Source organism: Streptomyces litmocidini (assembly GCF_014649755.1).
Classification (GTDB): Bacteria; Actinomycetota; Actinomycetes; order Streptomycetales; family Streptomycetaceae; genus Streptomyces; species Streptomyces litmocidini.
In genome coordinates this window covers 40,536-63,527 of sequence record NZ_BMTQ01000005.1, presented here as the reverse complement: position 1 = coordinate 63,527, position 22,992 = coordinate 40,536, and the positions used below count along the sequence as shown (strand labels likewise).

The 22,992-nt window shown below is 74.2% G+C and carries 25 protein-coding genes and 1 riboswitch; of the genes, 12 read left to right on the top strand and 13 right to left on the bottom strand.

Features of this window, described 5'->3' with window-relative positions; genetic code table 11:
- Positions 1–146: 146 nt before the first annotated feature.
- The 4 genes from IE180_RS12575 to IE180_RS12560 form a co-directional block, all read right to left on the bottom strand.
- Positions 147–1,655 carry a cobyric acid synthase gene (locus tag IE180_RS12575; RefSeq protein WP_190156935.1) on the bottom strand — a complete coding sequence of 503 codons (1,509 nt, stop codon included), beginning with the start codon at positions 1,653–1,655 and terminating at the stop codon, positions 147–149.
- Positions 1,652–2,626 (bottom strand): cobalamin biosynthesis protein, encoded by a 975-nt coding sequence (locus IE180_RS12570; protein WP_190156934.1) that lies wholly within the window; start codon positions 2,624–2,626, stop codon positions 1,652–1,654. Before IE180_RS12570 ends, IE180_RS12575 begins: the two co-directional genes overlap by 4 nt.
- 35 nt (positions 2,627–2,661) lie before the next feature.
- Positions 2,662–2,801, bottom strand: a riboswitch (cobalamin riboswitch).
- A gap of 113 nt (positions 2,802–2,914) precedes the next feature.
- On the bottom strand, positions 2,915–3,136 hold the full coding sequence (locus IE180_RS12565) for a hypothetical protein (RefSeq protein ID WP_123451027.1): 222 nt from the start codon (positions 3,134–3,136) through the stop codon (positions 2,915–2,917).
- Positions 3,137–3,152: 16 nt separating this feature from the next.
- The gene (locus tag IE180_RS12560; protein WP_190156933.1) at positions 3,153–4,415 is read right to left on the bottom strand and encodes an inorganic phosphate transporter; all 1,263 of its coding nucleotides are present in this window, start codon (positions 4,413–4,415) and stop codon (positions 3,153–3,155) included.
- Positions 4,416–4,827: 412 nt separating this feature from the next.
- Between IE180_RS12560 and IE180_RS12555 the strand changes: the two genes are divergently transcribed.
- Positions 4,828–5,955, top strand: coding sequence for an alpha/beta hydrolase (locus tag IE180_RS12555; RefSeq protein WP_190156932.1), 1,128 nt, complete (start codon positions 4,828–4,830; stop codon positions 5,953–5,955).
- Positions 5,956–6,044: 89 nt separating this feature from the next.
- Positions 6,045–7,454, top strand: a complete 1,410-nt coding sequence (locus IE180_RS12550) for a hypothetical protein (RefSeq protein WP_373302744.1) — start codon at positions 6,045–6,047, stop codon at positions 7,452–7,454.
- Between the two features lie 161 nt (positions 7,455–7,615).
- Here IE180_RS12550 and IE180_RS12545 read toward each other — a convergent pair whose 3' ends face one another.
- Positions 7,616–8,017, bottom strand: a complete 402-nt coding sequence (locus IE180_RS12545) for a VOC family protein (protein ID WP_190156931.1) — start codon at positions 8,015–8,017, stop codon at positions 7,616–7,618.
- Positions 8,018–8,075: 58 nt separating this feature from the next.
- Positions 8,076–8,966, bottom strand: a complete 891-nt coding sequence (gene ypfJ / locus IE180_RS12540) for a KPN_02809 family neutral zinc metallopeptidase (protein WP_190156930.1) — start codon at positions 8,964–8,966, stop codon at positions 8,076–8,078.
- 268 nt (positions 8,967–9,234) lie between these two features.
- Here ypfJ and IE180_RS12535 point away from each other — a divergent pair, with 268 nt between their 5' ends.
- From IE180_RS12535 to IE180_RS12525, 3 genes are all read left to right on the top strand, one after another.
- Entirely contained in the window at positions 9,235–10,833 is a 1,599-nt protein-coding gene (locus IE180_RS12535; protein WP_190156929.1) for an ABC-F family ATP-binding cassette domain-containing protein, read from the top strand.
- Positions 10,834–11,197: 364 nt separating this feature from the next.
- Positions 11,198–11,419, top strand: a complete 222-nt coding sequence (locus tag IE180_RS12530) for a helix-turn-helix domain-containing protein (RefSeq protein ID WP_006123601.1) — start codon at positions 11,198–11,200, stop codon at positions 11,417–11,419.
- A gap of 133 nt (positions 11,420–11,552) precedes the next feature.
- Positions 11,553–12,353 carry an enoyl-CoA hydratase/isomerase family protein gene (locus tag IE180_RS12525; protein WP_190156928.1) on the top strand — a complete coding sequence of 267 codons (801 nt, stop codon included), beginning with the start codon at positions 11,553–11,555 and terminating at the stop codon, positions 12,351–12,353.
- Between the two features lie 170 nt (positions 12,354–12,523).
- Here the strand turns inward: IE180_RS12525 and IE180_RS12520 are convergent, their stop codons facing one another.
- On the bottom strand, positions 12,524–13,210 hold the full coding sequence (locus tag IE180_RS12520; protein ID WP_190156927.1) for a hypothetical protein: 687 nt from the start codon (positions 13,208–13,210) through the stop codon (positions 12,524–12,526).
- Between the two features lie 93 nt (positions 13,211–13,303).
- On the opposite strand from IE180_RS12520, the gene IE180_RS12515 reads away from it, so the two are divergent.
- From IE180_RS12515 to amaP, 5 genes are read left to right on the top strand one after another with little or no spacing between them, the layout of a single operon-like run.
- Positions 13,304–13,780 (top strand): Asp23/Gls24 family envelope stress response protein, encoded by a 477-nt coding sequence (locus IE180_RS12515; protein WP_190156926.1) that lies wholly within the window; start codon positions 13,304–13,306, stop codon positions 13,778–13,780.
- Between the two features lie 42 nt (positions 13,781–13,822).
- The gene (locus IE180_RS12510) at positions 13,823–14,014 is read left to right on the top strand and encodes a hypothetical protein (RefSeq protein WP_190156925.1); all 192 of its coding nucleotides are present in this window, start codon (positions 13,823–13,825) and stop codon (positions 14,012–14,014) included.
- Between the two features lie 9 nt (positions 14,015–14,023).
- The gene (locus IE180_RS12505; protein ID WP_229860457.1) at positions 14,024–14,389 is read left to right on the top strand and encodes an Asp23/Gls24 family envelope stress response protein; all 366 of its coding nucleotides are present in this window, start codon (positions 14,024–14,026) and stop codon (positions 14,387–14,389) included.
- Complete coding sequence (locus tag IE180_RS12500) at positions 14,386–15,039, top strand: DUF6286 domain-containing protein (protein WP_190156924.1); 654 nt, start codon at positions 14,386–14,388, stop codon at positions 15,037–15,039. The genes IE180_RS12505 and IE180_RS12500 overlap by 4 nt, the downstream gene beginning before the upstream one ends.
- Positions 15,036–15,623, top strand: coding sequence for an alkaline shock response membrane anchor protein AmaP (gene amaP, locus IE180_RS12495; RefSeq protein WP_190156923.1), 588 nt, complete (start codon positions 15,036–15,038; stop codon positions 15,621–15,623). The genes IE180_RS12500 and amaP overlap by 4 nt, the downstream gene beginning before the upstream one ends.
- A 3-nt stretch (positions 15,624–15,626) precedes the next feature.
- On the opposite strand, the gene IE180_RS12490 is transcribed toward amaP, so the two are convergent.
- The 6 genes from IE180_RS12490 to IE180_RS12465 form a co-directional block, all read right to left on the bottom strand.
- A complete protein-coding gene (locus IE180_RS12490) occupies positions 15,627–16,382 on the bottom strand; it encodes an SDR family oxidoreductase (protein WP_190156922.1) in 756 nt (251 codons plus the stop codon).
- Between the two features lie 4 nt (positions 16,383–16,386).
- On the bottom strand, positions 16,387–18,171 hold the full coding sequence (locus IE180_RS12485; protein WP_190156921.1) for a glycoside hydrolase family 15 protein: 1,785 nt from the start codon (positions 18,169–18,171) through the stop codon (positions 16,387–16,389).
- A 34-nt stretch (positions 18,172–18,205) separates the two neighbouring features.
- Positions 18,206–19,021 (bottom strand): SURF1 family cytochrome oxidase biogenesis protein, encoded by an 816-nt coding sequence (locus tag IE180_RS12480; RefSeq protein WP_190156920.1) that lies wholly within the window; start codon positions 19,019–19,021, stop codon positions 18,206–18,208.
- Positions 19,022–19,102: 81 nt separating this feature from the next.
- Entirely contained in the window at positions 19,103–19,336 is a 234-nt protein-coding gene (locus tag IE180_RS12475) for a metallothionein (protein WP_086830155.1), read from the bottom strand.
- A gap of 63 nt (positions 19,337–19,399) precedes the next feature.
- Positions 19,400–20,374 carry a DEDDh family exonuclease gene (locus tag IE180_RS12470; protein WP_190156919.1) on the bottom strand — a complete coding sequence of 325 codons (975 nt, stop codon included), beginning with the start codon at positions 20,372–20,374 and terminating at the stop codon, positions 19,400–19,402.
- Positions 20,375–20,586: 212 nt separating this feature from the next.
- On the bottom strand, positions 20,587–21,210 hold the full coding sequence (locus tag IE180_RS12465) for a TetR/AcrR family transcriptional regulator (RefSeq protein ID WP_190156918.1): 624 nt from the start codon (positions 21,208–21,210) through the stop codon (positions 20,587–20,589).
- A gap of 98 nt (positions 21,211–21,308) precedes the next feature.
- Between IE180_RS12465 and IE180_RS12460 the strand changes: the two genes are divergently transcribed.
- Both IE180_RS12460 and IE180_RS12455 read left to right on the top strand, forming a co-directional pair.
- Positions 21,309–22,106, top strand: coding sequence for an acetoacetate decarboxylase family protein (locus IE180_RS12460; protein WP_190156917.1), 798 nt, complete (start codon positions 21,309–21,311; stop codon positions 22,104–22,106).
- On the top strand, positions 22,106–22,990 hold the full coding sequence (locus tag IE180_RS12455) for an SDR family NAD(P)-dependent oxidoreductase (RefSeq protein ID WP_190156916.1): 885 nt from the start codon (positions 22,106–22,108) through the stop codon (positions 22,988–22,990). Before IE180_RS12460 ends, IE180_RS12455 begins: the two co-directional genes overlap by 1 nt.
- Positions 22,991–22,992 lie beyond the last annotated feature (2 nt).

Sequence of the window (22,992 nt, the reverse complement as noted above, 5' to 3'; positions counted from 1 at the left end):
GGGTGACTTCTGTTCGGCTCGGGCGCAGGCGCGTGAGCCTCGGGCGGGACCGCCGGCGTTCCCCACGCGCGCGGGGACGGCCCCGCCGTCGGCCCGGCTGTGGGCGGACTTCCCGTGCGCTCCCCGCCCACGCGGGGAGCCGGCGCTCACGGCGCCCCCGGCGGCACGAACGGCAGCCCCTCCGGGGCGCCCTCCTCGATCAGCCGCAGCAGCGCGTCCGTGTCCGCGTGTTCCTCGACCAGGTCGCCGAGCCGGTCGAGCTGCTCCTCGCGCAGCGCGCCGAACGACGTGTCCGGCGCCGGCACGAACCGCCGCCCGGCCGCCGCCGCGACCTCCCGCAGGAACGCCCGCCGGAAGCCGTCGCTCTCCAGCGAGCCGTGCCAGTGGGTGCCCCACACGGAGCCCACCCGGCAGCCGTCCAGGAACGCGTCCCCGCCGAGCACCTCGGCCACGCCGTGGTGGATCTCGTACCCCTCGACCCGCTCGCCGAGCGCCTCGCCGACCGGCCGGGCGAGGGTCTTCTCGGGCGCGAACCGGACCCGTACGGGCAGCAGCCCGAGCCCGTCGACCACGCCGGCCTTCGACTCGACCTCGTCCTCGATGCGCTCGCCGAGGGCCTGGAAGCCGCCGCAGACGCCCAGCACCGGCCGGCCCTCGGCCGCGCGCCGGACGAGGGCGTCGGCGAGCCCCCGCTCGCGCAGCCACGCCAGCGCCTTCACCGTGCCCCGGGTGCCCGGGACGACGACGAGGTCCGCGTCGACGAGCTCCTCGGGCCGGTCCACGAACCGGACGACGACGCCCGGCTCGGCGGCCAGCGCGTCGACGTCCGTGAAGTTGGACATCAGCGGCACGGCGCAGACGGCGACCCGCAGCACGTCCTCGCCGACCGGCGGTGCGACGACCGACTCGCGGACGGTGCCCCGCAGGGACACGCGCAGGCCGTCCTCCTCGTCGATGCCGAGCCCGTGCGCGTACGGCAGCACGCCGAAGGTCCGGCGGCCGGTGAGCCCGTGCAGCATGTCGAGGCCGGGTTCGAGGAGCGTCACGTCGCCCCGGAACTTGTTCACGAGGTAGCCCGCCACGAGCGACTGGTCCTCCGGCGAGAGCAGCGCCGTCGTCCCGAAGAACTGGGCGAAGACCCCGCCCCGGTCGATGTCCCCGACCACGACCACGGGCAGCTTCGCGGCCCGCGCGATGCCCATGTTCACGATGTCCGTGCGCCGCAGGTTGATCTCGGCCGGACTGCCCGCCCCCTCGCAGATCACGGCGTCATACGTGCCCCGCAGCTCCTCCAGGCACGCCAGGACCGGCTCGAGGAGTTCCCCCTGCCGTCCGCCGTGGTAGCCCCGGGCGCTCAGTTCGCCGACGGGCCTGCCCATGAGGACGACCTGGCTGGAGCGGTCGCTGCCGGGCTTGAGCAGCACCGGGTTCATGAGCGCGGTCGGCTCCACCCGCGCGGCCTGCGCCTGCATGGCCTGCGCCCGGCCGATCTCGGCGCCCTCCCGGGTGACGAAGGAGTTCAGGGACATGTTCTGTCCCTTGAACGGCGCGACCTTGACGCCCTGCCGGACCAGCCAGCGGCAGATGCCGGCCGTGACGACGCTCTTGCCCGCGTCGGACGTGGTCCCGGCGACGAGCAGCCCCCCACCCCTCATGCGTTCCTCCGCTTCAGCGCGCTCGCGATCATGCGGCCGCCCACGCAGGCGGCCAGGGTCAGTCCGGTGATCCGGCGGGACAGCCGGACCGCGCGGTCGATGTCGGCGACCTCCACGGGCCGCCCCTCCCCGTTGAGGACGGGCCGGTGCTCGACCCGCCCGGCGTACGAGAGGGTCCCCCCGAGCCGTACGCCGAGGGCGCCCGCGAAGGAGGCCTCGACCGGTCCCGCGTTCGGGCTCGGGTGCTTCGCGGCGTCCGCACGCCAGGCCCGTACGGCTCCGCGCGGGTCTCCGCCGGCGACGGTCGCGAGCGCGGCGGTCAGCCGGGCCCCGGGCCAGCCGGCCAGGTCGTCGAGGCGGGCCGAGGCCCAGCCGTACCGGCGGTGGCGGGGCGACTTGTGGCCGACCATCGCGTCGAGGGTGTTGACGGCCCGGAAGCCGACGAGGCCCGGCACGCCCGCGACCGCTCCCCAGAAGAGGGCGCCCACGACGGCGTCGGAGGTGTTCTCGGCGACGGACTCGACGACCGCGCGGGCCATCGCGGGACCGTCGAGGGACTGCGGGTCGCGTCCGCACAGGTGCGGCAGCCGTTCCCGGGCCACCTCCAGGTCCCCGGCGGCGAGGGCACCGCCGATCGCACGGGCCTCGCGCCCCAGGGTCGTACCGCCGACGACGGCCCAGACGGCCGCCGCGGTGAGCGCGACGGATCCGGCGCGGCTGCCCCGTACCGTACGGGCGGCCAGGGCGCCGGCCGCGACGGCGGCACCGGCGCAGACGGCGGTGTGCAGGGCGCCCCAGCCGCGGTGGTCGCGCCACAGGGCCCGCTCGACGCGGGCCGCCGCCCGGCCGAAGGCGGCGACGGGGTGTCCGCGGCGGGGGTCGCCGACGAGCAGGTCGACGGCGAGGCCCAGGGCCGCGCCGTACGCGAAGACACCGGTGGCTGGGGAGACGCTGCGGCCGCGGCCGGGCATGGCGCTCTGTCCTCACTCAGGGTCCGCGCCCTGGATCGACGTGACCGGCGGCGAGAGTTCCTGGCTCCCGGACCCCTCGGATCCGGTCACAGTGGCGGGACCGCGCCGGATTCGCACCGGACTTCCTCTACTGCCGCCGCAATGGCCCCGGCAGTCCACCACGGGCCGAGAACAGCCGTCAACTCACCCTTGACCTGCGTCGCGTCACTGTGCGAAGCACCACAGACACGACGGCCGGGCGGCCCGCATCCGGGGATGCGGGCCGCCCGGCCGAGGTGAACGGGAGCGTCAGGCGACGATCAGGTAGATGCCGTACGCCACGGCCGCCAGGCACAGGGCGAAGCAGGCGTAGGCGCCGGTGCGGGCCAGGGCTGCGGAGCCTCCCTGGGCGGCGGCCCGCTCCTGCTTGGAGAGGCCGATGACACCGAGGGTGAAGAGGGCCACGAGGGCGACGGTCGCCCCGAGGCTGACTCCGAAGACGGAGCCGAGAGCTGCCCAGTCGATCTTCATGCTTGGTTCCAGTTCCTCAGACCGCGGCGGGAGCCGGGGGAGCGGCCGGGTCCGTGGGGACCGGCGCGGGGATGGTGGTCTTCAGGTCCTCGTCCGCGACGGCGGCGACGGAACCGGCCGGCGGCGGGGTGACGGCCGCGATCGCGGTGGTCACGACACCGGCGGCCTCGGCGTCGGTGTCGACGTCGTTGACGTTGTTGTGGTCGACCACCTGGCGGCGGGAGACGAGCCAGATGCCGACGCAGGAGGCGATCAGGAAGGCGGCGACGACGTAGACGCCCCAGTCGCCCTGGCGGGCGACGTACTCGGCGCCCGCGCCGACCAGGCCCGCGGCCGGCAGGGTCAGGCCCCAGGCGGCGAACATGCGGGTGGCGGTCGACCAGCGGACGACACCGCCCTTGCGGCCGAGGCCCGCGCCCATGACGCCACCCGAGACGACGTGGGTGGTGGAGAGCGAGAAGCCGAGGTGGGAGGAGGCCAGGATGGTCGTGGCCGCGCTGGTCTGGGCGGCGAAGCCCTGCTGGGGCTGGAGGTCCGTGAGGCCCTTGCCCATGGTGCGGATGATGCGCCAGCCGCCGAGGTAGGTGCCGAGCGCGATCGCCAGACCGGCGGAGACGATGACCCAGACGGGCGGGTTGGAGCCGGGGGCGAGGGCGCCGCCGGCCACCAGGGCGAGGGTGATGATGCCCATCGTCTTCTGGGCGTCGTTGGTGCCGTGGGCGAGGGAGACGAGACCGGCGGAGGCGATCTGGCCGACCCGGTAGCCCTTGGCCGTGTCCTTCTCGTCGGTCCTGGCGCCGATCCCGTACGTCAGCTTCGTGGCCAGCATCGAGGCGATGCCCGCGACGATCGGAGCGGCGACGGCCGGGATGAGGACCTTGGTGACGACGACCTCGCCGTTGACACCGCTGACGCCGATCGAGGCGACGGTCGCGCCGATGAGGCCGCCCATCAGGGCGTGGGAGGAGCTGGAGGGCAGTCCGACCAGCCAGGTCACCAGGTTCCAGAGGATCGCGCCGACGAGCGCGGCGAGGATCACTTCGGGCTGGATGCCCTCCTCGTTGACCAGTCCCTTGGAGATCGTCTTGGCGACCTCCACGGACAGGAACGCGCCGGCGAGGTTCAGCACGGCGGACATGGCCACCGCCGTCTTGGGCTTGAGCGCACCGGTCGAGATGGTCGTGGCCATCGCGTTGGCGGTGTCGTGGAAACCGTTCGTGAAATCGAACACGAGAGCTGTCACGACCACAATGGCGAGCAGCAGCGTGATGTGTTCCATTTACCCAGGCAATCGTTTGACGTCAGTGGCGCGTCGAACGTAAGCAACCTGGGTGAACGGAAGATGAACTGGGACGGTCGGCGCAGTGTCCCTATCCGGTGTCAAGAGGTTCCGCTTCCGGCTCCGGAGCGCCCGGTGTCCACGATGCGGTCACAGGGGGACCACGGGTAATCCCGGTCCTCACGGGACGCGTGTGCCCCGCCCCGTCTCCTTCCCCGGCACCCGGTCCCGCCCCCTGGACAGGACCGTCCGGCCGGGGGACCCCCCGGGAGGAGACCCACGTCACTTCCCCGGGCGACCCCTCCGGTCCCGCCGCGGTCCGCCCGGGCGACCCTTCCCGTCCCGCCGCCGTCCGCCCCGGGCGGGTCCGTCCGGTGGCACTCCCGCCCCGCCCTGCCCGACACTGGGGAGCGTGCGCCCGGCTACAGCGACGGCAGCGGCCGTCACCACACTGATCGGTGTCGGCGCGGCCGCGATCGCGGCCGGCCGGTACGCCAGCGACGTCGCCCTCAAGGTGCCGTCCGGACGACCACTGCCCGGGGATCCCGGACTCACCGTGCACGCCACGGGGCCCGAACGGATCACCCTCACCCGCAGCCTCGCCTCGCTGCGCCCCGGCACGTACGGCATGGACGCCCCCGGCCTGCACGCCGTCCTCGGCCCCGTCCTCGACCGGGTCCCGCACACCGCCGACACCGTCGTCCGACGCCTGGAGCGGGTCGAGCTGGGCGTCCTCGGACCCGGCGCCCGCGTCCGGCTCACCCCCCAGCTCCACCGCGGCACCCCGACCAGCGCCCTCGGCCTCCCCCACGAGGACGTCGAGATCCCCGGCGAGCTCGGCCCCCTGCCCGCCTGGCTCGTGCCCGGCCACCGCGCCACCTGGGTGATCGCCCTGCACGGCCTGGGCACCACCCGCGAGCACCCGCTGAACCTCGTCCCCTTCTACGACCGCCGCAAGATCCCCGTCCTCGTCCCCGCCTACCGGGGCGACGAAGGGGCGCCCGCCTCCCCGGACGGCCTCGCCCACCTCGGCGACTCCGAGTGGCGGGACGTCGACGCCGCCATCCGCTACGCCGTCCGCCGGGGGGCCCGGCAGGTCGTCCTGCACGGCTGGGGGACCGGCGCCACGATGGCCCTGCGCGCCGCCGCCGAATCGGGCGTGCGCGACCGGATCGGCGGCCTCGTCCTCGACTCCCCGGTCCTCGACTGGGAGGCCACCCTCCGCAACCTCGCGGCGGCCCGCCACGTCCCGGGCCTCCTGCTCCCCCTCGCCGTCCGCGCGGCCCAGGGCAGGACCGGCCCGCACGGCGACCTCCTCCGGACCGTCTCCGAGCCGGGCGCCCTGCGCGCCCCGGCCCTCCTCTTCCACGGCCCCGACGACACCCTCGCCCCCTGGGAGCCCTCCGTCGAGCTCGCCGCCCGCCTGCCCGGCCTGGTCGGCCTGCGGACCGTGAAGCAGGCCCCGCACGCCGCGATGTGGAACGCCGACCCGAACCGTTACGAGGAGTCCCTGCGCCGCTTCCTCACCCCCCTTCTCTGACGGCCCTTCCGAGGCCGTTTCGGCGCCCGGTCCGACGGGGCGTCCGATTCCGATTGGGCTTTCGGGCCGTCAGCGGGAAGACTGCCCCCGTGACGTCTCGAAAGCCCGATGAACCATTGGCGCGCAACTCCAGACTCCGACTCGTCCGCCCGCGGGCGCTGGCCACCGCCCGACGGGCCGTGACGACCCGGCGCACCCGGCCGGCGCCGCGGCCGCCCGAGGGCACTCCGCCCCGCGCGGAGCTCGCCCGCCAGGCCCGGCACGTCCTCGCCGACGCCGTACGGATCGCCCGCTGGGCCGCCGTCGAGCACGGGGCCGACACGGCACCCCGCACCGGCCCCGGAGCCGGCCCCGCCCAGGAACGGGCCGCGGCCGCACTGGACCTGACACCCGGCCAGGTCCGGGCCGGCTGGGACCGCGCCCGGCTCGCCGGGCTCGTCGAGCTGCACGGCGACACCGCCCGCCCCGGCTGGCGGCTGCACGCCTGGGACCGCGACGACTCCGCCGTCCTGCGCGGCTGGGTCGCCCTCTTCGACGCCTGGTCGCTGGTGCACCCCGCCCCCGAGGGGGTCGCCCCGAGCGCCGTCGCCGAGGTCGTCGAGGCCGTCCCGCAGGTGCTCTCGCTGCTCCAGCTCTCCCAGGGCCCGGTCCTCGTCCCCGCCCTCCTCGACCTCCTCGGCCAGCGCGTCGAGGAACTCCGCGAGGAGCGCTGCGAGGTCCCCGCGACCGAGCAGCCGCCCGAGACGGCGGACGCCCCCGCCCTCGACGGCCTGCCCGCCCTCCTCGACTGGGCCCTGGAGGGCCTGGCCGCCGTCGGCGCGCTCACCCTGGACCCCGGCGCCGACGAGCGCCACGCCACCCTGACCCCGCTCGGCAACTGGGCGGTCTGGGTCAAGCTGGAGCAGATCTGCGTCGCCGCGCAGAGCCCCGCGGGCAACATCGAGCAGTCCGCCGAGGACATGCTCCGCGGCTGCGCCCGGCTCACCCCGGGCCCGGCCCGCGACGAGTACCGCGCCTGGCTCGCGGCCCGCACCCTGTCCAGCGCCGTGAGCGAGCTCCTCGCCGTCGCCCGAGGCGAGGACGCCCTCCTGCGCGGTCTCGCCTTCGAGGCGCTCCGCGTCGTCGGGGCGCCCGCCGAGGCCGAGGTGCGGGCCACCGTCGCCGAGCCCTCGCTCCGCCCGTACGCGCTGCTCTGGCTGGCCGAGTACGAGGGGGCGGACCCCGACGAGGCCCAGGAGGTGCTGACCCGCGAGGAGGCGACCTGGCTCTGGGTCGACACCGCGGCGGCCGTCGCCGACCACGGCGAGAGCGAGCTGCTCGTCCGCCACCTCGACTCCGCCGTGCAGGGCACCGTCCCGGCGCTGCTCGACGAGGTCCGCGCCGTCGGCCACCCCCGCACGGTCCAGGTCCTGGTCGCCCTGGCGGCCGCCCACCCGGACCCGGCCCTGGCCAAGGCGGTCCGCAGGGCCGCCTTCCAGGTCCACACCGGCGGGGCCTGACCCAGGGGGTGCCGGGCGTCACGAGCCGGACGGGACTTCCCGGGCGCCCCCGGGAACGGCCTCCCGGGAACGGCCCCCCGGGAACGGATCCCCTTGGGGAACGGATCCCCTCCGGGAAACGGCTCCCCTCCGGGGAACGCGTCCCTAGGGAACGCCCACCCTCACCCCGCCGCGCCGGGGGCGTACGTACCGAAGCTCCATACGTTGCCCTCGGCGTCCCGGGCCGTGTAGTCCCGCGCGCCGTACTCCTGGTCCGTCGGCGGCATCACGATCTCGACGCCCCGCGCCACCGCCCGGGCGTGGTGCTCGTCGACGTCGTCCACGCGCACGTACACCGCGGTGGGGCCGCCGTCGCCCATCAGCCGGTCGAACTCGGTGCCGCTGCCCTTGCTGCCCAGCATCACCATGCCGTTCCCGCAGGCGAGCTCGGCGTGCATCACGCGGCCGTCCTCGCCCTCGTACACGGCGTGCTCGGTGAAGCCGAAGCCCTCCGTGAGCTGTTTGATCGCGGCCTTCGCGTCCTCGTACCGCAGCGCCGGACAGATGTCGGGGGTCCCAGCCATCCCGATCACTCCCTCTCGATGTGACCCGGATCTCAGTCTGGCAGCCGCCGCCGACAACTCAGCGGAAGGTGTCGCACCGGGCCATGTCGCCGGTCCGGTAGCCCTCGCGGAACCACTGCTGCCGCTGCGCCGCCGAGCCGTGCGTCCAGCTCTCCGGTGTCACCCGCCCCTGGAACCGCTCCTGGATCCGGTCGTCGCCCACGGCCGCCGCCGCGTCCAGGCCGTCCCGGATGTCCTCGTCCGTGAGCCGGGTGAGCAGCGGCCGGCCCGTCTTCTCGTCGGGGGTGGTCGTCGCGTGCCGCGCCCAGACCCCGGCGTAGCAGTCGGCCTGGAGCTCCACCCGCACGGCGTCGGAGCCCGCGCCGGTCCGCCCGTCCTGGGCGCGGCCGAGGGTCCCCATCAGGTTCTGGACGTGGTGGCCGTACTCGTGCGCCACCACGTACGCCTGGGCGAAGGGGCCGCCGGTCGCCCCGAACCCGGTGCGCAGCTCGTCGAAGAAGTCCAGGTCCAGGTAGACCCGCCGGTCACCGGGGCAGTAGAACGGCCCCACCGCCGAGGTCGCCGTGCCGCACGCGGTCGCGACCCGCTGGGTGAAGAGCTTGGTGGAGGCGGTGCTGTAGGTCCCGCCCCGGCGCTCGTACTCGCCCCGCCAGTAGTCCTGCACGCTGTTGACGACGGCGACGATCCGGCAGTCCTCGCGCGCGTTGGCGTCCGAACCCTTCTTGCAGACCTGGTTCACCCGGGCCGCCGAGGACGAGGTCGCGGCCGGCTGGTCGCCGCCGTCCGAGAGCCCCAGCTGGTCGGGCCCCACCCCGAAGAACAGCCCCAGGACCAGCGCGACGAAACCGATGATCCCGCCGCCGATGGTCGCCCCGCCGCCCGGGATCCGGCTTCCCCGGGAGTCACTGACCTCCGAGGTGTCCAGATCGGCGTCGTCGTCGAACTGCACGGTCCACCACCCTCCGCTGTCCGCCGGGCAGAGACCGCCGCCCTGCGCCGAGTATCGGTCGGCCGTGTACCCGGCGCTCCTTTTGCGAAGCGTCGGTGGGAACGGCGAACGGGCGGAGGGCGCGGCGGCGGTCCGCGCCCCACATGGCCGAAAACCAGTTGCAGGGGCCCGTTAGACTGGCCGCATGGCCATTCTCCCCGTGCATTAGCGGCGTCGAAGCCCTCCACCCCGTCCTTCCGCCGTATCCCCACCGCCCTGGAGTCTGTCCGTGATCACCGCTTCCGGCATCGAGCTGCGCGCCGGCGCCCGAGTCCTCATCGAGTCCGCTTCCTTCCGCGTCGCCAAGGGCGACCGCATCGGCCTCGTCGGCCGCAACGGAGCGGGCAAGACCACCCTCACCAAGTGCCTCGCCGGCGAGGGACAGCCGGCCGCCGGCACCATCACCCGCTCCGGCGAGGTCGGCTACCTCCCGCAGGACCCGCGCACCGGCGACCTCGACGTCCTGGCCCGCGACCGCATCCTCTCCGCCCGCGGCCTCGACGTCCTCCTCAAGAAGATGCGGCAGAACGAGGAGCGCATCGCCACCGGTTCCGGCTCCACCCGCGACAAGGCGCTGCGGCAGTACGAGCGCCAGGAGACCGAGTTCCTGACCAAGGGCGGGTACGCGGCCGAGGCCGAGGCCTCCACCATCGCCGCCGCCCTCGGCCTGCCCGACCGGGTCATGGGCCAGCCGCTGCACACCCTCTCCGGCGGTCAGCGCCGCCGCGTCGAGCTCGCCCGGATCCTCTTCTCCGACGCCGACACCCTGCTCCTCGACGAGCCCACCAACCACCTCGACGCCGACTCCATCGTCTGGCTGCGCGACTACCTGAAGACCTACCGCGGCGGCTTCATCGTCATCTCCCACGACGTCGACCTCGTCGAGACCGTGGTGAACAAGGTCTTCTACCTGGACGCCAACCGCTCCACGATCGACGTCTACAACATGGGCTGGAAGCTCTACCAGCAGCAGCGCGAGGCCGACGAGAAGCGCCGCAAGCGCGAGCGCCAGAACGCCGAGAAGAAGGCCGCCGCGCTCAACTCGCAGGCCGACAAGATGCGCGCCAAGGCCACGAAGACCGTCGCCGCGCAGAACATGGCCAAGCGCGCCGAGCGGCTGCTCTCCGGCCTGGAGGCGGTGCGCGTCTCCGACAAGGTCGCCAAGCTCCGCTTCCCCGAGCCGGCGCCCTGCGGCAAGACCCCGCTGACGGCCGAGGGGCTCTCCAAGTCCTACGGCTCGCTGGAGATCTTCACCGACGTGAGCCTCGCGATCGACAAGGGCTCGCGCGTCGTCATCCTCGGCCTCAACGGCGCGGGCAAGACGACCCTGCTGCGCCTCCTCGGCGGCGTCGAGAAGCCCGACACCGGCGAGGTCACCCCGGGCCACGGCCTGAAGCTCGGCTACTACGCCCAGGAGCACGAGACGCTCGACCCCGAGCGGACCGTCCTGGAGAACATGCGCTCGGCCGCGCCGGACCTCGACCTCGTCGACGTGCGCAAGACGCTCGGCTCCTTCCTCTTCTCCGGCGACGACGTCGACAAGCCGGCCGGAGTCCTCTCCGGCGGCGAGAAGACCCGGCTCGCGCTCGCGACCCTCGTCGTCTCCTCGGCGAACGTGCTGCTCCTCGACGAGCCCACCAACAACCTGGACCCGGCCAGCCGCGAGGAGATCCTCGGCGCGCTGCGCACGTACAAGGGCGCCGTCGTCCTCGTCACCCACGACGAGGGCGCCGTGGAGGCGCTCGACCCGGAGCGGATCATCCTGCTCCCGGACGGCGTCGAGGACCTGTGGGGCGCGGACTACGCGGACCTGGTGGCCCTCGCCTGACCCTCCGAGGGGCGTCCCGGGCCCCGTCCGGCCCCGGATGATCATCCGGGGCTGGATCATTCGGCTCATGCGTGATCCTTCATCTGAGTGAGGATCTCTCGTACATCCCGGCGCGGTGCTCTGCCGAATCCTTCCGGCGGACCCGCGCCGTACGTGTGTTCCCTTTGCCGCGCTGACCTGGCACTTCCCGTACCGACCGGTTCGAAGGCGCGTTTTTGACCCCGCGGAATCAGGGCTTCCGTTCGTGATGGCGGCGTACCCGTCCACGAACCCGGCGGCACGGACCTTGTCGAATGGGTGGCCAGGACGGACGGGAGGGGTGATCATGAGAAGTCCAGAGCGCACTTCCCATGAGGAGGCACGGGTGGCCGAGACTCTGAAGAAGGGCAGCCGGGTGACCGGCGCCGCGCGCGACAAGCTCGCGGCAGACCTGAAGAAGAAGTACGACTCCGGTGCGAGCATCCGGGCGCTGGCCGAGGAAACCGGCCGCTCCTACGGGTTCGTCCACCGGATGCTGAGCGAGTCCGGAGTCACGCTGCGCGGACGCGGCGGAGCGACACGGGGCAAGAAGGCGGCCTCGGCCTGACATCGGGGCGGCTCGACCGGTCCACCGGGACCTCCCGGTGGACACCCGGTCGACCCTGCGGTCGGCCAGGTGGTTACTGTGCAGTCACTTAGCATGTCGCATGCAGTGCTGCACCGGAACCGGAGGCGCCCCCATGACCACGCTCCACGACTCTGAGCTCGTGTTCGACAAGGACGGTGTACGGCTCACCGTCGAGGACGCCGTTGCCACGGTGACCCTGACCAATCCGGCGAAGCGCAACGCCCAGTCTCCCGCTCTGTGGCGGGCGTTGACGGAAGCCGGCCGGTCGTTGCCCGGCAGCGTGCGGGTCGTCGTCCTGCGCGGCGAGGGCAAGTCCTTCTCCGCCGGACTCGACCGGCAGGCGTTCACGCCCGAGGGCTTCGACGGCGAGCCGTCCTTCCTCGACCTCGCGCGCGGTTCCGACGAGGACCTCGACGCGGTCATCTCCGCGTACCAGGAGGCGTTCACCTGGTGGCGCCGCAGCGACCTCGTGTCGATCGCGGCCGTCCAGGGCCACGCCATCGGCGCGGGCTTCCAGCTCGCCCTCGCCTGCGACCTGCGGGTCGTCGCCGAGGACGTGCAGTTCGCCATGCGCGAGACCAGCCTGGGCCTCGTCCCGGACCTGACCGGGACGCACCCGCTCGTCTCGCTCGTCGGCTACGCCCGCGCGCTGGAGATCTGCGCCACCGGCCGCTTCGTGCACGCGGAGGAGGCCGAGCGCATCGGCCTCGCCAACCTGGCCGTGCCCGCCGACGAGCTCGACGCGGCGGTACGGGACCTCGGCGCCGCCCTGCTCGCGGCGCCCCGCGACGCGGTCAACGAGACCAAGGCGCTGCTCCAGGGCGTCTCCGGCCGCTCCTACGAGGAGCAGCGCGCCGCCGAGCGCGCCGCCCAGGCCCGCCGCCTGCGCGACCTGGCGGGCCTCGGCGACTGACGCACGCGCGCGTCAAGGGTGCTCGACGCGCGCGTGCGGCGCTTCGGGCGCGCCCGCCCGTTCGGCGCAGCGCCCACGCGGGCACCCGTTCGGCGCAGCGCCCGCGTACGTGCCCCCTCGGCGTGGCGCGCACGCGCGCGTGCGGCGCGGCACTCGGGCACGCGCGTGTTTCAGCGCAGTTCCGACACCAGCACCGTGACCGCGGTCGCCCCGTCGGCGGCCGCGGTCGCGGCGTTCCGGGCGGCGCGGGCCACGTCCAGCGGACGGTGGCCCGCCGTCACGGCCAGCTCCACCCGCATCCCCTCCGGGCCCCGGTGCACCGGCGGCCCCCAGGTGTCCGTCACGCCCGCCACGCCCTCGACCCGCAGGACCGCCAGGGCCACCGGATCGTCCGTCGCCGGGGCCGGCCGCCCCGGCGGGGGAGCGTCCTGACCCGCCTCCGGCCCGAGGTCGAGCAGCTCCGTCACCCGCAGGTCCACGGCCGTCACGAGCAGCCCGAGACCGTCCCGCGCCGCCCCGAGCAGGGCCGCCCGCAGCTCCTCGGCCAGCTCCGGCAGCGGACGGCCCGCGACCGCCCCGAAGTCCGCGGTGATCCGCAGCAGTCCCGGCCCGAGCGCGCCCGGCGGCACCGGGAACGGCTCGGCCCCCGCCGCCCCCTCGTTCTCGGCCTCCAGGTCGGGCCCGACCCGGATCCTGCCCGGCACCACTCCCCGTACCGCCGCGGCGGCCGGGCCGAGGGCCCCCCGTACCGCCCGCTCGGTGATCCACGTGCCGTCCCCGGCCGTGCCGAGCGGCAGCAGCCTGCCCGGCGCGAGCCGCTCCCGTACCGCCGCTGTCCATCCTTCAGCCGTCGTCATTCCCCCAGCCTGCCGCATCCGTGGCGCGAATTGGGGCAACCGCCCTTAATGTGGGCGAGGAACCCCGAAATATGACAGAAGGGGCTAGATCTCATGACGGACACCACTCACTCCGGAGAGCTCGCGACGGACGAGTCGCGTCGCTCCTCCATGACCAAGCGCGGGGGCGGCCTGGCGGGCGCCCGGGGCCGGACGACCATCGCCGACGGGGTCGTGGAGAAGATCGCCGGTCTCGCCGCGCGCGACGTCGACGGCGTCCACGCCATGGGCAGCGGTCTCTCCCGCACCTTCGGCGCCGTCCGCGACCGGGTCCCCGGCACGGGCGGCAGCAAGTCGAACGTCACCCGGGGCGTCAAGGCCGAGGTCGGCGAGGTGCAGACCGCGCTCGACCTGGAGATCGTCGTCGTCTACGGCGTCTCCATCGCCGACGTCGCCGGTGACGTCCGGGAGAACGTCATCGCCGCCGTGGAGCGGATGACGGGCCTCGAAGTCGTCGAGGTCAACATCGCGGTCAGCGACGTGAAGCTGCCCGAGGACGAGGAAGAGGAGCCGGAGCCCCGGCTCCAGTAGGCGTCGGAACCCCGGCGACAGGGGCCAGGGAAGGGACTCGGAATGAGCATGGCGATGGTCGGCCTACTGGCCGGCATGGCTCTCGGATTCGCCGGATACTTCGGCGGCTTCGGAGCGTTTCTGGTGATCGCGGCCCTCGGCGCGATCGGCTTCGTGGCCGGGCGGTTCCTCGACGGGGACCTCGAACCCGGAGACCTGTTCCGAGGACGCGACCGCGGCGACCGGCGGCGGTGACCCGAGGTGGTGACGGACCTGGCAGACGATCCGGTACGGGACGGAGTGCGGGACCGGGGGGCGACCACCATCGCCGACCGCGTCGTCGCGAAGGTCGCCGCCCGGGCGGCGAGGGAAGCCCTCGACTCCGTCCCCGAAGGGGGATCGAAGCCGCACGCCTCGGTCGTCGTCCACCGGGACACCGCCCGTGTCTCGGTGAGCCTCGACCTCGACTACCCCTCCGACGTCGGCCGCCAGTGCGGCGCCGTCCGGAACCGGGTACGCACCCGCGTGGAGGAACTCGTCGGCCTGGAGGTCCATGAGGTGGCCGTCCACGTCGAGCACCTCCACTCCGCGCACACCCGTCACACCTCGCCGAGGGGCCGCCTCGCATGACCACCACCCCGGAAACGGACCCCACGGCGAACGCGGGCCCCCAGGCCGGACCCCCGGGCGGCGCGGCGGCCGTCCCGGCCGACGCGCCGGTGCCCCGCGCCCGCCGCTTCTGGGCCGTCCGCCGCATCCCCGCCGCCCTCCTCGCGGCCGTCGTCCTCGGCGCCGCCGGGCTGCTCCTCTACGACGTCGCGGCCGTACGGGCCGACCGCTCCGCCATGTCCTGGCGGCGCCGGCTCGCCCACGCCCTGGCGACCCGCCCGCTCGACGACGTGGTGATCGTCGTCGGCGCCTCCGTCGCCGTCCTGCTCGGCCTGTGGCTCCTCCTCCTGGCCCTCACCCCCGGACTGCGCGACGTCCTCCCCATGCGCCGCGAGCACACCGACGTGCGGGCGGGACTCGACCGCAAGGCCGCCGCCCTCGCCCTGCGGGACCGCGTCATGGAGGTCTCCGGGGTCCAGTCCGTCCGGGTGAAGGTCGGCCGGTCCAAGGCCCGCGTCCGGGCGGTGTCCCACTTCCGTGCCCTCGACGAGGTCCGCGCCGACGTGGAGACGGTGCTCGCCACCGGGATCGACGAGCTCGGCCTCGCCCGCCCGCTCGCTCCGACGGTACGGGTGGCCCGGCCGTCCCGGAAGGAAGGGAAGGCCAAGTGACCCGCGTCCTGCGGCGTGTCAACCGCGTCCTGCTCGGTCTCGCCGGGCTGCTCCTCGTGGTCGTCGGCGGCGCGGTCCTCGCCGCCGCCCTCGACCTGTCCGTACCGTCCTGGTGGCCCTGGTCGGGCTCCTCCGACGTGCTGCTCTCCACCGCCGACCGGCAGCGCTGGCGGGACGAGAGCTGGTGGTGGCCGGTGGTCATCGCCGTCCTCGGGCTCATCGTCCTGCTGGCCCTGTGGTGGCTGCTCGTCCAGTTCCGGCGGGCCCGGCTCGCCGAGGTCCTCGTCGACACGGGCGACGGTGAGGCGGCGCTCCTGCGCGGCCGGGCCCTGGAGGCCGTCCTGGAGGCGGACGCCGCCTCGCAGGACGGCGTCGCCCGGGCCAAGGTCGCCCTCACGGGCCGCCGGACCACCCCCCGTGCCCGGATCGCGCTCCTCCTGGAGCCGCACGCCTCCCCGGGCGACGTCCTGTCCGCCCTCAGCACCCGGAGCCTCGCCCACGCCCGTACGTCGACGGGACTGCCCGCGCTCCCCGCGGAAGCGCGGCTGCGCGCGGTGAAGCACCGCGCCCGCCGGGTCGCCTGAGGGTCAGAACCCGGCGCGCGCCCCGCCGTCCACCGGCAGCATCAGCCCCGTCAGGTACGAGGCGGCCGGCGAGAGCAGGAAGGCCGCCGTGCGCCCGAACTCCTCCGGGGTGCCGTAGCGCCGCAGCGGGATCGTGAGCTCGTTCGCCGCGCGGGCCGCGTCCGCGTCGCCGGAGAGCGCGTCCAGGGAGCGGACCCGGTCCGTGTCGATGCGGCTCGGCAGCAGACCGACGACCCGGATCCCGCGCGGGCCCAGGTCGTTGGCGAGGGACTTGGCGAAGCCGGCCAGTCCCGGGCGCAGCCCGTTGGAGACGGTGAGGCCGGGGATCGGCTCGTGGACGGAGCCGGACAGGACGAAGCCGATGACCCCGCCCTCGGCGAGCGTCTCGGCGGCCGCGCGGGCCAGCCGCACCGCCCCCAGGAAGACCGTGTCGAACGCGGCCGCCCACTCCTCGTCGGTGTTGTCCGCCGCGAAGCCCGGCGCCGGGCCGCCGACGCTGATCAGGATGCCGTCGAAGCCGCCGAAGCGGGCCCGCGCCCCGGCGATCAGCCGGTCCGGGGTCCCCGGGTCGGCGTTGTCGGCGGCGATCCCGGCCGCCCCCTCGCCCAGCTCGGCCACCGCGTCGGCGACCGCCTCCTCCTCGCGCCCGGTGACCAGCACCTTCGCGCCCTCGGCGAGCAGCGCCTCGGCGGAGGCCCGGCCGAGCCCCCGCGTCGCACCGGTCACCACGTACACACGGTCCTTCAGTCCAAGATCCATGCCCCTATCCTGCCGCGTCCTCGGCGGCCAGGGCGAGAGCCGTCCCCACCAGGCCGATGTGGCTGAAGGCCTGGGGGAAGTTCCCCAGCTGCCGCTTCGCCACCGGGTCGTACTCCTCCGCCAGGAGCCCCACGTCGTTGGTGAGGGTGAGGAGCCGCTCGAAGAGCTCGCGGGCCTCCTCGGGGCGCCCGGTCAGCCGCAGCGCGTCCGCCAGCCAGAACGAGCAGACCAGGAAGGTCCCCTCCTGCCCCGGGAGCCCGTCCAGGGCCGTCGAGTCGGGGCTGTACCGGCGCAGGAAGCCGCCGTGCATCAGCTCCTCCCGCACCGCGTCCACCGTCCCCACCACCCGGGGGTCGTCCGGCGGCAGGAAGCCGACCTGCGGGATGAGGAGGGTGGCGGCGTCTAGCCCGGACGAGCCGTACGCCTGGGTGAAGGTGTTCCGCACGGGGTCGTACGCCCGCGCGCACACCTGGGCGTGGATCTCGTCCCGCATCGCCCGCCACCGCCCCGCGTCCCCCGGCAGCGTGGGGTCGGCCTCCAGGGTGCGGACCGCCCGGTCGGCGGCGACCCAGGCCATCACCTTCGAGTGGGTGAAGTGGCGGCGCGGCCCGCGGACCTCCCACAGGCCCTCGTCGGGCTCCCGCCAGGTGGACTCCAGGAAGCCGAGCAGGCTCAGCTGGAGGTTCCAGGCGTGCCGCTCCGGCGGGATCCCGGCCTCACGCGCGCGGTGGAGGGAGTCCATGACCTCGCCGTACACGTCCAGCTGGAACTGGTCCACCGCCGCGTTCCCGGTCCGGACCGGCGCCGAGTCGGCGTAGCCGCGCAGCCACGGCAGGCTGGTCTCCGGCAGCCGGCGCTCCCCGGCGGGCCCGTACATGATCTGCAGGTCGGCGGGGTCGCCCGCGACCGAGCGGAGCAGCCAGTCCCGCCAGGCGGCCGCCTCCTCCTCGTACCCGGCGGCGAGCAGCGCGCCGAGGGTGAGGGAGGAGTCGCGCAGCCAGCAGGCGCGGTAGTCCCAGTTCCGCACGCCGCCGAGCTCCTCCGGCAGGGAGGTGGTGGGGGCGGCCACGATCCCGCCGGTGGGGGCGTACGTGAGCGCCTTGAGGGTGATCAGGGACCGCAGCACCGCCGACCGGTACGGGCCCTCGTAGGTGCAGCGGGCCGCCCACTTCCGCCAGTCCGCGAGGCACTGCTCCAGGGCCTCGAAGGGGTCGACGAGGTCCGGGCGCGGCTCGTGCGAGGGGTGCCAGGTCAGGACGAAGGCCACCTTCTCGCCGGCGGCGACGGTGAAGGAGGACCGGGTGGAGAACTGCTGGCCCCAGGTCTTCACGTGCGGCTCGCTGCGCAGCCAGGCCGAGTCCGGCCCGGCGATCGCGACCCGCTGGCCGTCGACCCTGCGCACCCACGGCACGATCGAGCCGTAGTCGAAGCGGAGCCGCAGCACGGAGGCCATCTCGACGCTGCCGCTGACGCCCTCGACGATCCGCATCAGGTCGGGGGAGGTGTCCCGCTGCGGCATGAAGTCGACGACCTTGACGGTGCCGGTACGGGTCTCCCAGTAGGTCTCCAGGACGAGGGTGTCCTCGGCGTAGCGGCGGGTGGTGCAGCTGGTGGCCCCCTTGGGCGCGAGGGTCCAGTGGCCGTTGTTCTCGTCGCCGAGGATGGCGGCGAAGCAGGCGGCGGAGTCGAAGCGGGGCAGACACAGCCAGTCGACCGACCCGTCGCGGCCGACGAGCGCGGCGGTCTGCAGGTCCCCGATGAGGGCGTAGTCGTCGATGCGTTGCGTCACGCTTCGGCCTGTTCCCGGAAGCGGCGACGGTCAATCAGCGGGACGGAGCGGCCTGCGCCTCCGCCGTGTCCCGCTCCGGGGTCCCGGGGACGTCGGCGGCGTCCCCGGCCTCCCGGTCGTGCTTCTCCCGGCGCACCAGGATCACCCAGCCGACGGGCACCCCGGCGGCGAAGAGCCACCACTGCACGGCGTACGCCATGTGGGGACCGATCGACTCGTGGTCCGGCTCGGCGATCGTCTCGGGGGTGCCGCCGGCCGGCTCGGGCGCGGTCAGCTCCAGATAGCCGCCGAGCACCTCGCGGCCCGTGAGCCCGGCCTGCTGCCGGCTGCTGATGAGCATGACCTGCCGGTCCGGCAGGCCCTTCAGGTCCTTGATGCCGCTGGCGCCCGTCGTCTCGTCGGCCTTGAGCCGGCCCGTGACGGTGACCTCGCCCTTGGGGGCGGGCGGCACCGGCGGGTAGGAGTGCTGGTCGGCGGCGGCCGGGACCCAGCCGCGGTTGACCAGGACGACCCGGCCGTCGCGGAGGACCAGCGGGGTCAGGACGTGCACGCCCACCTGGTCGTCGGAGGAGGTGCGGCGGCGGACGACCACCTCGTGGGCGGTGTCGAAGGTGCCGGTGGCGGTGACCCGCCGCCAGTAGTCGGCGCGCGGGACGGTGTGGCCGGGGGAGGTGAGCTCCTCGACCGGGACCGGCTCCGCCCTGAGGTTGTCCGCGATCAGGGTGTTCTGGGCGACCCGGTGCTCGTGCCGGTGGAACTGCCAGAATCCCAGCTGGATCATCGTGGGGATGAGGGCGAGGGCGCCGAGGGTGAGGATCACCCACTGCCGGGACAACAGGAAGCGGTACACCCCACGACCGTACAGCGCGGGTCGAGGGGTGCACGCACGGGGGGTTCGGGTCGGTTCGCCCGACCGCCCGGGATCGTTTCCTCACACCCTGTCGACGATGCCCGCCTTTCCCTCCGCGCGGGCGCAGTGGCCGCCGCAGTACCAACTGCCCTCGACCTCGACGCCCTGTCCGATGATCTGGACCCGGCAGTGCTCGCAGATGGGCGCCATGCGGTGGATGGCGCAGGCGAAGCAGTCGAAGACGTGCACCGCGCCCTGCGCGTGCACTTCGAAGGACATGCCGTAATCGTTTCCGCAGACCTCACAACGTGCCATGCGCCACAGGGTGGAGCGCCCGGCGGGCGCGCGCAGCACGGCGCGCCCGCAGAGCCGGGGGCGTCACCCGTCTGCCGGGGCCACGTCCCGCAGCAGCTGGGTGTAGGCGGCCTCGTCGACGACCGGGGTGCCGAACGAGCGGGCCTTGAGGGTCTTGGAGGTGGTGGAGTCCGGGTCGTTGGTGACCAGGAGGCTGGTCAGCCGGGAGACGCTGGTGGCGACGTGGAGGCCGGCCTCGACGGTGCGGTCCTCCAGGAGCTCGCGGTCGACGGAGGTGTCTCCGGAGAACGCCACCCGCATGCCCTGCTTGAGCGGCTTGTCCGACTCGTACCGTCCGGGGTTGGGGTACGGGCACGCCGGACGCTTCCGCGAGGGCCGCCAGCTGCCCGCCCGGTAGGAGGACGGGTGGCCCGCCCGGGGCTGCGTCGGCGTCGAGGCCCACTCGGTGAGCGGCCGGCACTCCAGCAGCGGCAGCCGTACGTTCCGCTCGGCCGCCGCGTGCAGGCTCGGCCGGAAGGCCTCGGCGAGCACCCGCGCGTCGTCGAGCGCGTTGTGCGCGCGCTGCTGCACGACGCCGAAGTGCGCCGCGAGCGACTCCAGCTTGTGGTTGGGCAGCGGCAGCGACAGCTCCTTGGCGAGCGCGATCGTGCACAGCCGCTGGCGCACCGGCGCGGCGGACTGCGCGCGCGCGTACTCCCGGGCGATCATCTGCCAGTCGAACATCGCGTTGTGCGCGACGAGCACCCGCCCGTCGAGCCGCGCGGCGAACTCCGCCGCGATCTCCGGGAAGAGCGGCGCGCCCTCCAGGAGGTCGCTGGTCAGGCCGTGGATCCAGACGGGGCCGGGGTCCCGCTCGGGGTTGACCAGGGTGTACCAGTGGTCCTCGACGTTCCCCTGGGCGTCCAGTCGGTAGACGGCAGCCGACACTATCCGGTCGTCGCGGGCGAGTCCGGTGGTCTCCACGTCGACCACCGCGTACCCCTGCGGGTAGGCGGCCGGCCACGTCGCTGCTGTCGTACGGTCGTCAAGCACGGTCATTGAGAATACGGGCCTCCACGGACAACCGGGCCCCCGGTTCCGGATTCCGCGGCGGCGACCCGCCACCGTTCCGGTCGTGATCCGCTCCCGTCCCGGCCGTGATCCGCCGCCGTCCCCCGCGCGCGGGGGCGCGGGCGGCGTGCGGTGCGGTGCGGCTTTCCCGGCGGCCCGGCGCGGCTTCTCCGGTGGCCCGGCGCGGCGGCCCGGTCTCCTCAGGGCAGCAGCCCCGCCACCAGTGCGCGCACCGCCACCAGGAACACGGCCTCCGTGTCGACCGGGGCGGCGAGGGCGCGGGCGAGTTCCGGGTCGGGAGCGGGGAGGCCGGTCGGCTCCGTGGCCCAGAGGTCCGTCTCGGCCGGCGGCTGGGCGGGGGCGCGTTCCCGGTTGCGCTCGACGAGGACGTGGCCGACGACCTGGAACTGGACCGCGTGGACCAGGGCGGCCGCGCGGGAGCCGCGCAGCCCCGCCGCGTGCGCCTCGTGGACCAGGGCGCGCTGGGCCGGCAGGAACATGCGTTCCGTCAGGCCGCGCTCGTGGACCATCGCCACCAGGTGCGGGCGCTCGCGCAGGGCGCGGCGCAGCGCGCGGGCGACCGAGACGATCCGCTCGGCAGGGGTCGCGCCCCGGGGGCGGATCGTGCCGAGGTCGGCGACGGTGCGGGCGACGAGGGCGTCGAGGAGCGACTCGCGGTTGCCGACGTGCCAGTAGATCGAGGTGACCGCGGTGCCGAGTTCGGCGGCGAGCCGACGCATCGTCAGCGCGGCCGGGCCGTGCTCCCTCACCAGGGCGGCCGCCGTGTCCAGGACCTCGTCGCGGGTCAGCGCGGAGCGTGTCATCGGTTCCCCCAACTCCTGTTCGTGCGGCCCTCTTTCCCCTTCGCGGCGGTCGGTGTAACAGTGTTACAGGCCGATACGTTCCCGAAGGGCGGTACGTCATGGCACGAGTACGGTACGGGGCTCGCGGCGACGCGGAGGCGGCGGCGGCCCGCGAGCGGTCCGCCAGGCTCCCCGACATCTGGTCCACCGGCGTGGTCGCCGTCTGGGAGACCGACCCGGACGTCGTGGCGGCGGTCCTGCCGCCCCCGCTGAAACCCACCGCGCGCCCTCTCGTGCGCGCCAACATCAGCAAGGTCGACCTGCCGAGCCATCCGCTCGGCGCCGGCTCGGTGGCCGTCGCCGCAGCCCACGGCGACCGGGAGGGCTGGTACCCGCTGGTCATGCCGATGACCCACGAGCGGGCCCTGATCGGCGGGCGCGAGGTCTTCGGCGAGCCGAAGAAGCTGGGCGAGGTCACCGTCGTGCGCGACGGGCTCGTCGTGCGCGCCGCCCTCGCCCGGCACGGCATCGCCTTCGTGGAGGTGCGCGGCGCGGTCTCCGGCCCGCTGCCGCTGCCGGAGCCCGTCGAGAAGACCGACTTCTACTTCAAGTTCCTGCCGGGCGTGGAGGGGACCGGCTTCGACGCCGACCCCGTCCTCGTCCACTGCGTCCGGAACGAGAAGGTGCGGAAGCTGGAGCGGATCACGGGCGACGTGGTCCTGCGCGAGTCCATGTACGACCCGGTCGCCGACCTCCCCGTGCGCCGGCTCGTCGAGATCACGATCGGCGAGAAGACCACCGACCAGAAGGGCACGGTCGCCGAGCGCGTCTCCGCCCGGGACCTGCTGCCCTTCGTCCACCAGCGGTACGACGACCCGCTCCAGATCCTCGACGGACCCCCGGAAGGAAGCGCCTGATGGAGCTGCGCGAGGGACAGGTCGCCGTCGTCACGGGCGCGGCGAGCGGCATCGGCCTCGCGATGGCCCGCCGCTTCGCCGCCGAGGGCCTCGCCGTCGTCCTCGGGGACGTCGAGCGGGGAGCGCTCGCGGAGGCCGCCGACGAGCTGATGGCGAGCGGGGCGCAGGTCCTCGCCCGGACGGTCGACGTCTCGGACCCCGACGAGGTGCGGGCGTTCGCCGACGCCGCGTACGACGCCTTCGGGGCCGTCCACGTCCTCTGCAACAACGCGGGCGTCGGCTCCGGCGCCGAGGGCCGCATGTGGGAGCACGAGCCGAACGACTGGAAGTGGGCCTTCTCCGTCAACGTCTGGGGCGTCTTCCACGGCGTCCAGGCCTTCGTCCCCCGCATGCTCGCGGGCGGCGAACCCGGCCACGTGGTGAACACCTCCTCCGGCGACGGCGGCATCGCCCCGCTGCCCACCGCCTCCGTGTACGCGGTCACCAAGGCGGCCGTCGTCACCATGACCGAGTCCCTGTACGCGCACCTGAAGGCCGAGCACGCGCGCGTGGGCGCCTCCGTGCTCTTCCCGGGCCCGCACATGCTCCGCACCGGACTGTGGGAGTCGCACCGCAACCGGCCCGAGCGGTACGCCAAGCAGCGGCCCCGGAAGGCCCCGTACCGCAGCCTCGACCAGTGGGAGGCGGCGATGAAGGAGGCCGGGCGCGAGGTGGCCTTCACGCCGGTGGAGGAGGTCGCCGGGCACGTCGTCGACGGCATCCGCGCCGACCGCTTCTGGATGCTGCCCGCCAGTGAGCACAGCGACCGTCAGATCAAGGCGCGCTCGCAGTCCATGCTCGACCGCGCCAACCCGTCGTACCTGGAGAGTTTCATCCTCGACTGAGG

Excerpts from the sequence above, each read along its gene's own strand:
- IE180_RS12525 (WP_190156928.1), top strand. The coding sequence starts at position 11,553 with ATGACCACGCTCCACGACTCTGAGCTCGTGTTCGACAAGGACGGTGTA.
- IE180_RS12515 (WP_190156926.1), top strand. The coding sequence starts at position 13,304 with ATGACGGACACCACTCACTCCGGAGAGCTCGCGACGGACGAGTCGCGT.
- IE180_RS12545 (WP_190156931.1), bottom strand. The coding sequence starts at position 8,017 with ATGGCTGGGACCCCCGACATCTGTCCGGCGCTGCGGTACGAGGACGCG.
- IE180_RS12575 (WP_190156935.1), bottom strand. The coding sequence starts at position 1,655 with ATGAGGGGTGGGGGGCTGCTCGTCGCCGGGACCACGTCCGACGCGGGC.
- IE180_RS12520 (WP_190156927.1), bottom strand. The coding sequence starts at position 13,210 with ATGACGACGGCTGAAGGATGGACAGCGGCGGTACGGGAGCGGCTCGCG.
- IE180_RS12470 (WP_190156919.1), bottom strand. The coding sequence starts at position 20,374 with ATGACCGTGCTTGACGACCGTACGACAGCAGCGACGTGGCCGGCCGCC.
- IE180_RS12500 (WP_190156924.1), top strand. The coding sequence starts at position 14,386 with ATGACCACCACCCCGGAAACGGACCCCACGGCGAACGCGGGCCCCCAG.
- IE180_RS12455 (WP_190156916.1), top strand. The coding sequence starts at position 22,106 with ATGGAGCTGCGCGAGGGACAGGTCGCCGTCGTCACGGGCGCGGCGAGC.
- IE180_RS12490 (WP_190156922.1), bottom strand. The coding sequence starts at position 16,382 with ATGGATCTTGGACTGAAGGACCGTGTGTACGTGGTGACCGGTGCGACG.
- IE180_RS12510 (WP_190156925.1), top strand. The coding sequence starts at position 13,823 with ATGAGCATGGCGATGGTCGGCCTACTGGCCGGCATGGCTCTCGGATTC.
- IE180_RS12475 (WP_086830155.1), bottom strand. The coding sequence starts at position 19,336 with ATGGCACGTTGTGAGGTCTGCGGAAACGATTACGGCATGTCCTTCGAA.
- IE180_RS12465 (WP_190156918.1), bottom strand. The coding sequence starts at position 21,210 with ATGACACGCTCCGCGCTGACCCGCGACGAGGTCCTGGACACGGCGGCC.
- IE180_RS12560 (WP_190156933.1), bottom strand. The coding sequence starts at position 4,415 with ATGGAACACATCACGCTGCTGCTCGCCATTGTGGTCGTGACAGCTCTC.
- IE180_RS12460 (WP_190156917.1), top strand. The coding sequence starts at position 21,309 with ATGGCACGAGTACGGTACGGGGCTCGCGGCGACGCGGAGGCGGCGGCG.
- IE180_RS12570 (WP_190156934.1), bottom strand. The coding sequence starts at position 2,626 with ATGCCCGGCCGCGGCCGCAGCGTCTCCCCAGCCACCGGTGTCTTCGCG.
- IE180_RS12565 (WP_123451027.1), bottom strand. The coding sequence starts at position 3,136 with ATGAAGATCGACTGGGCAGCTCTCGGCTCCGTCTTCGGAGTCAGCCTC.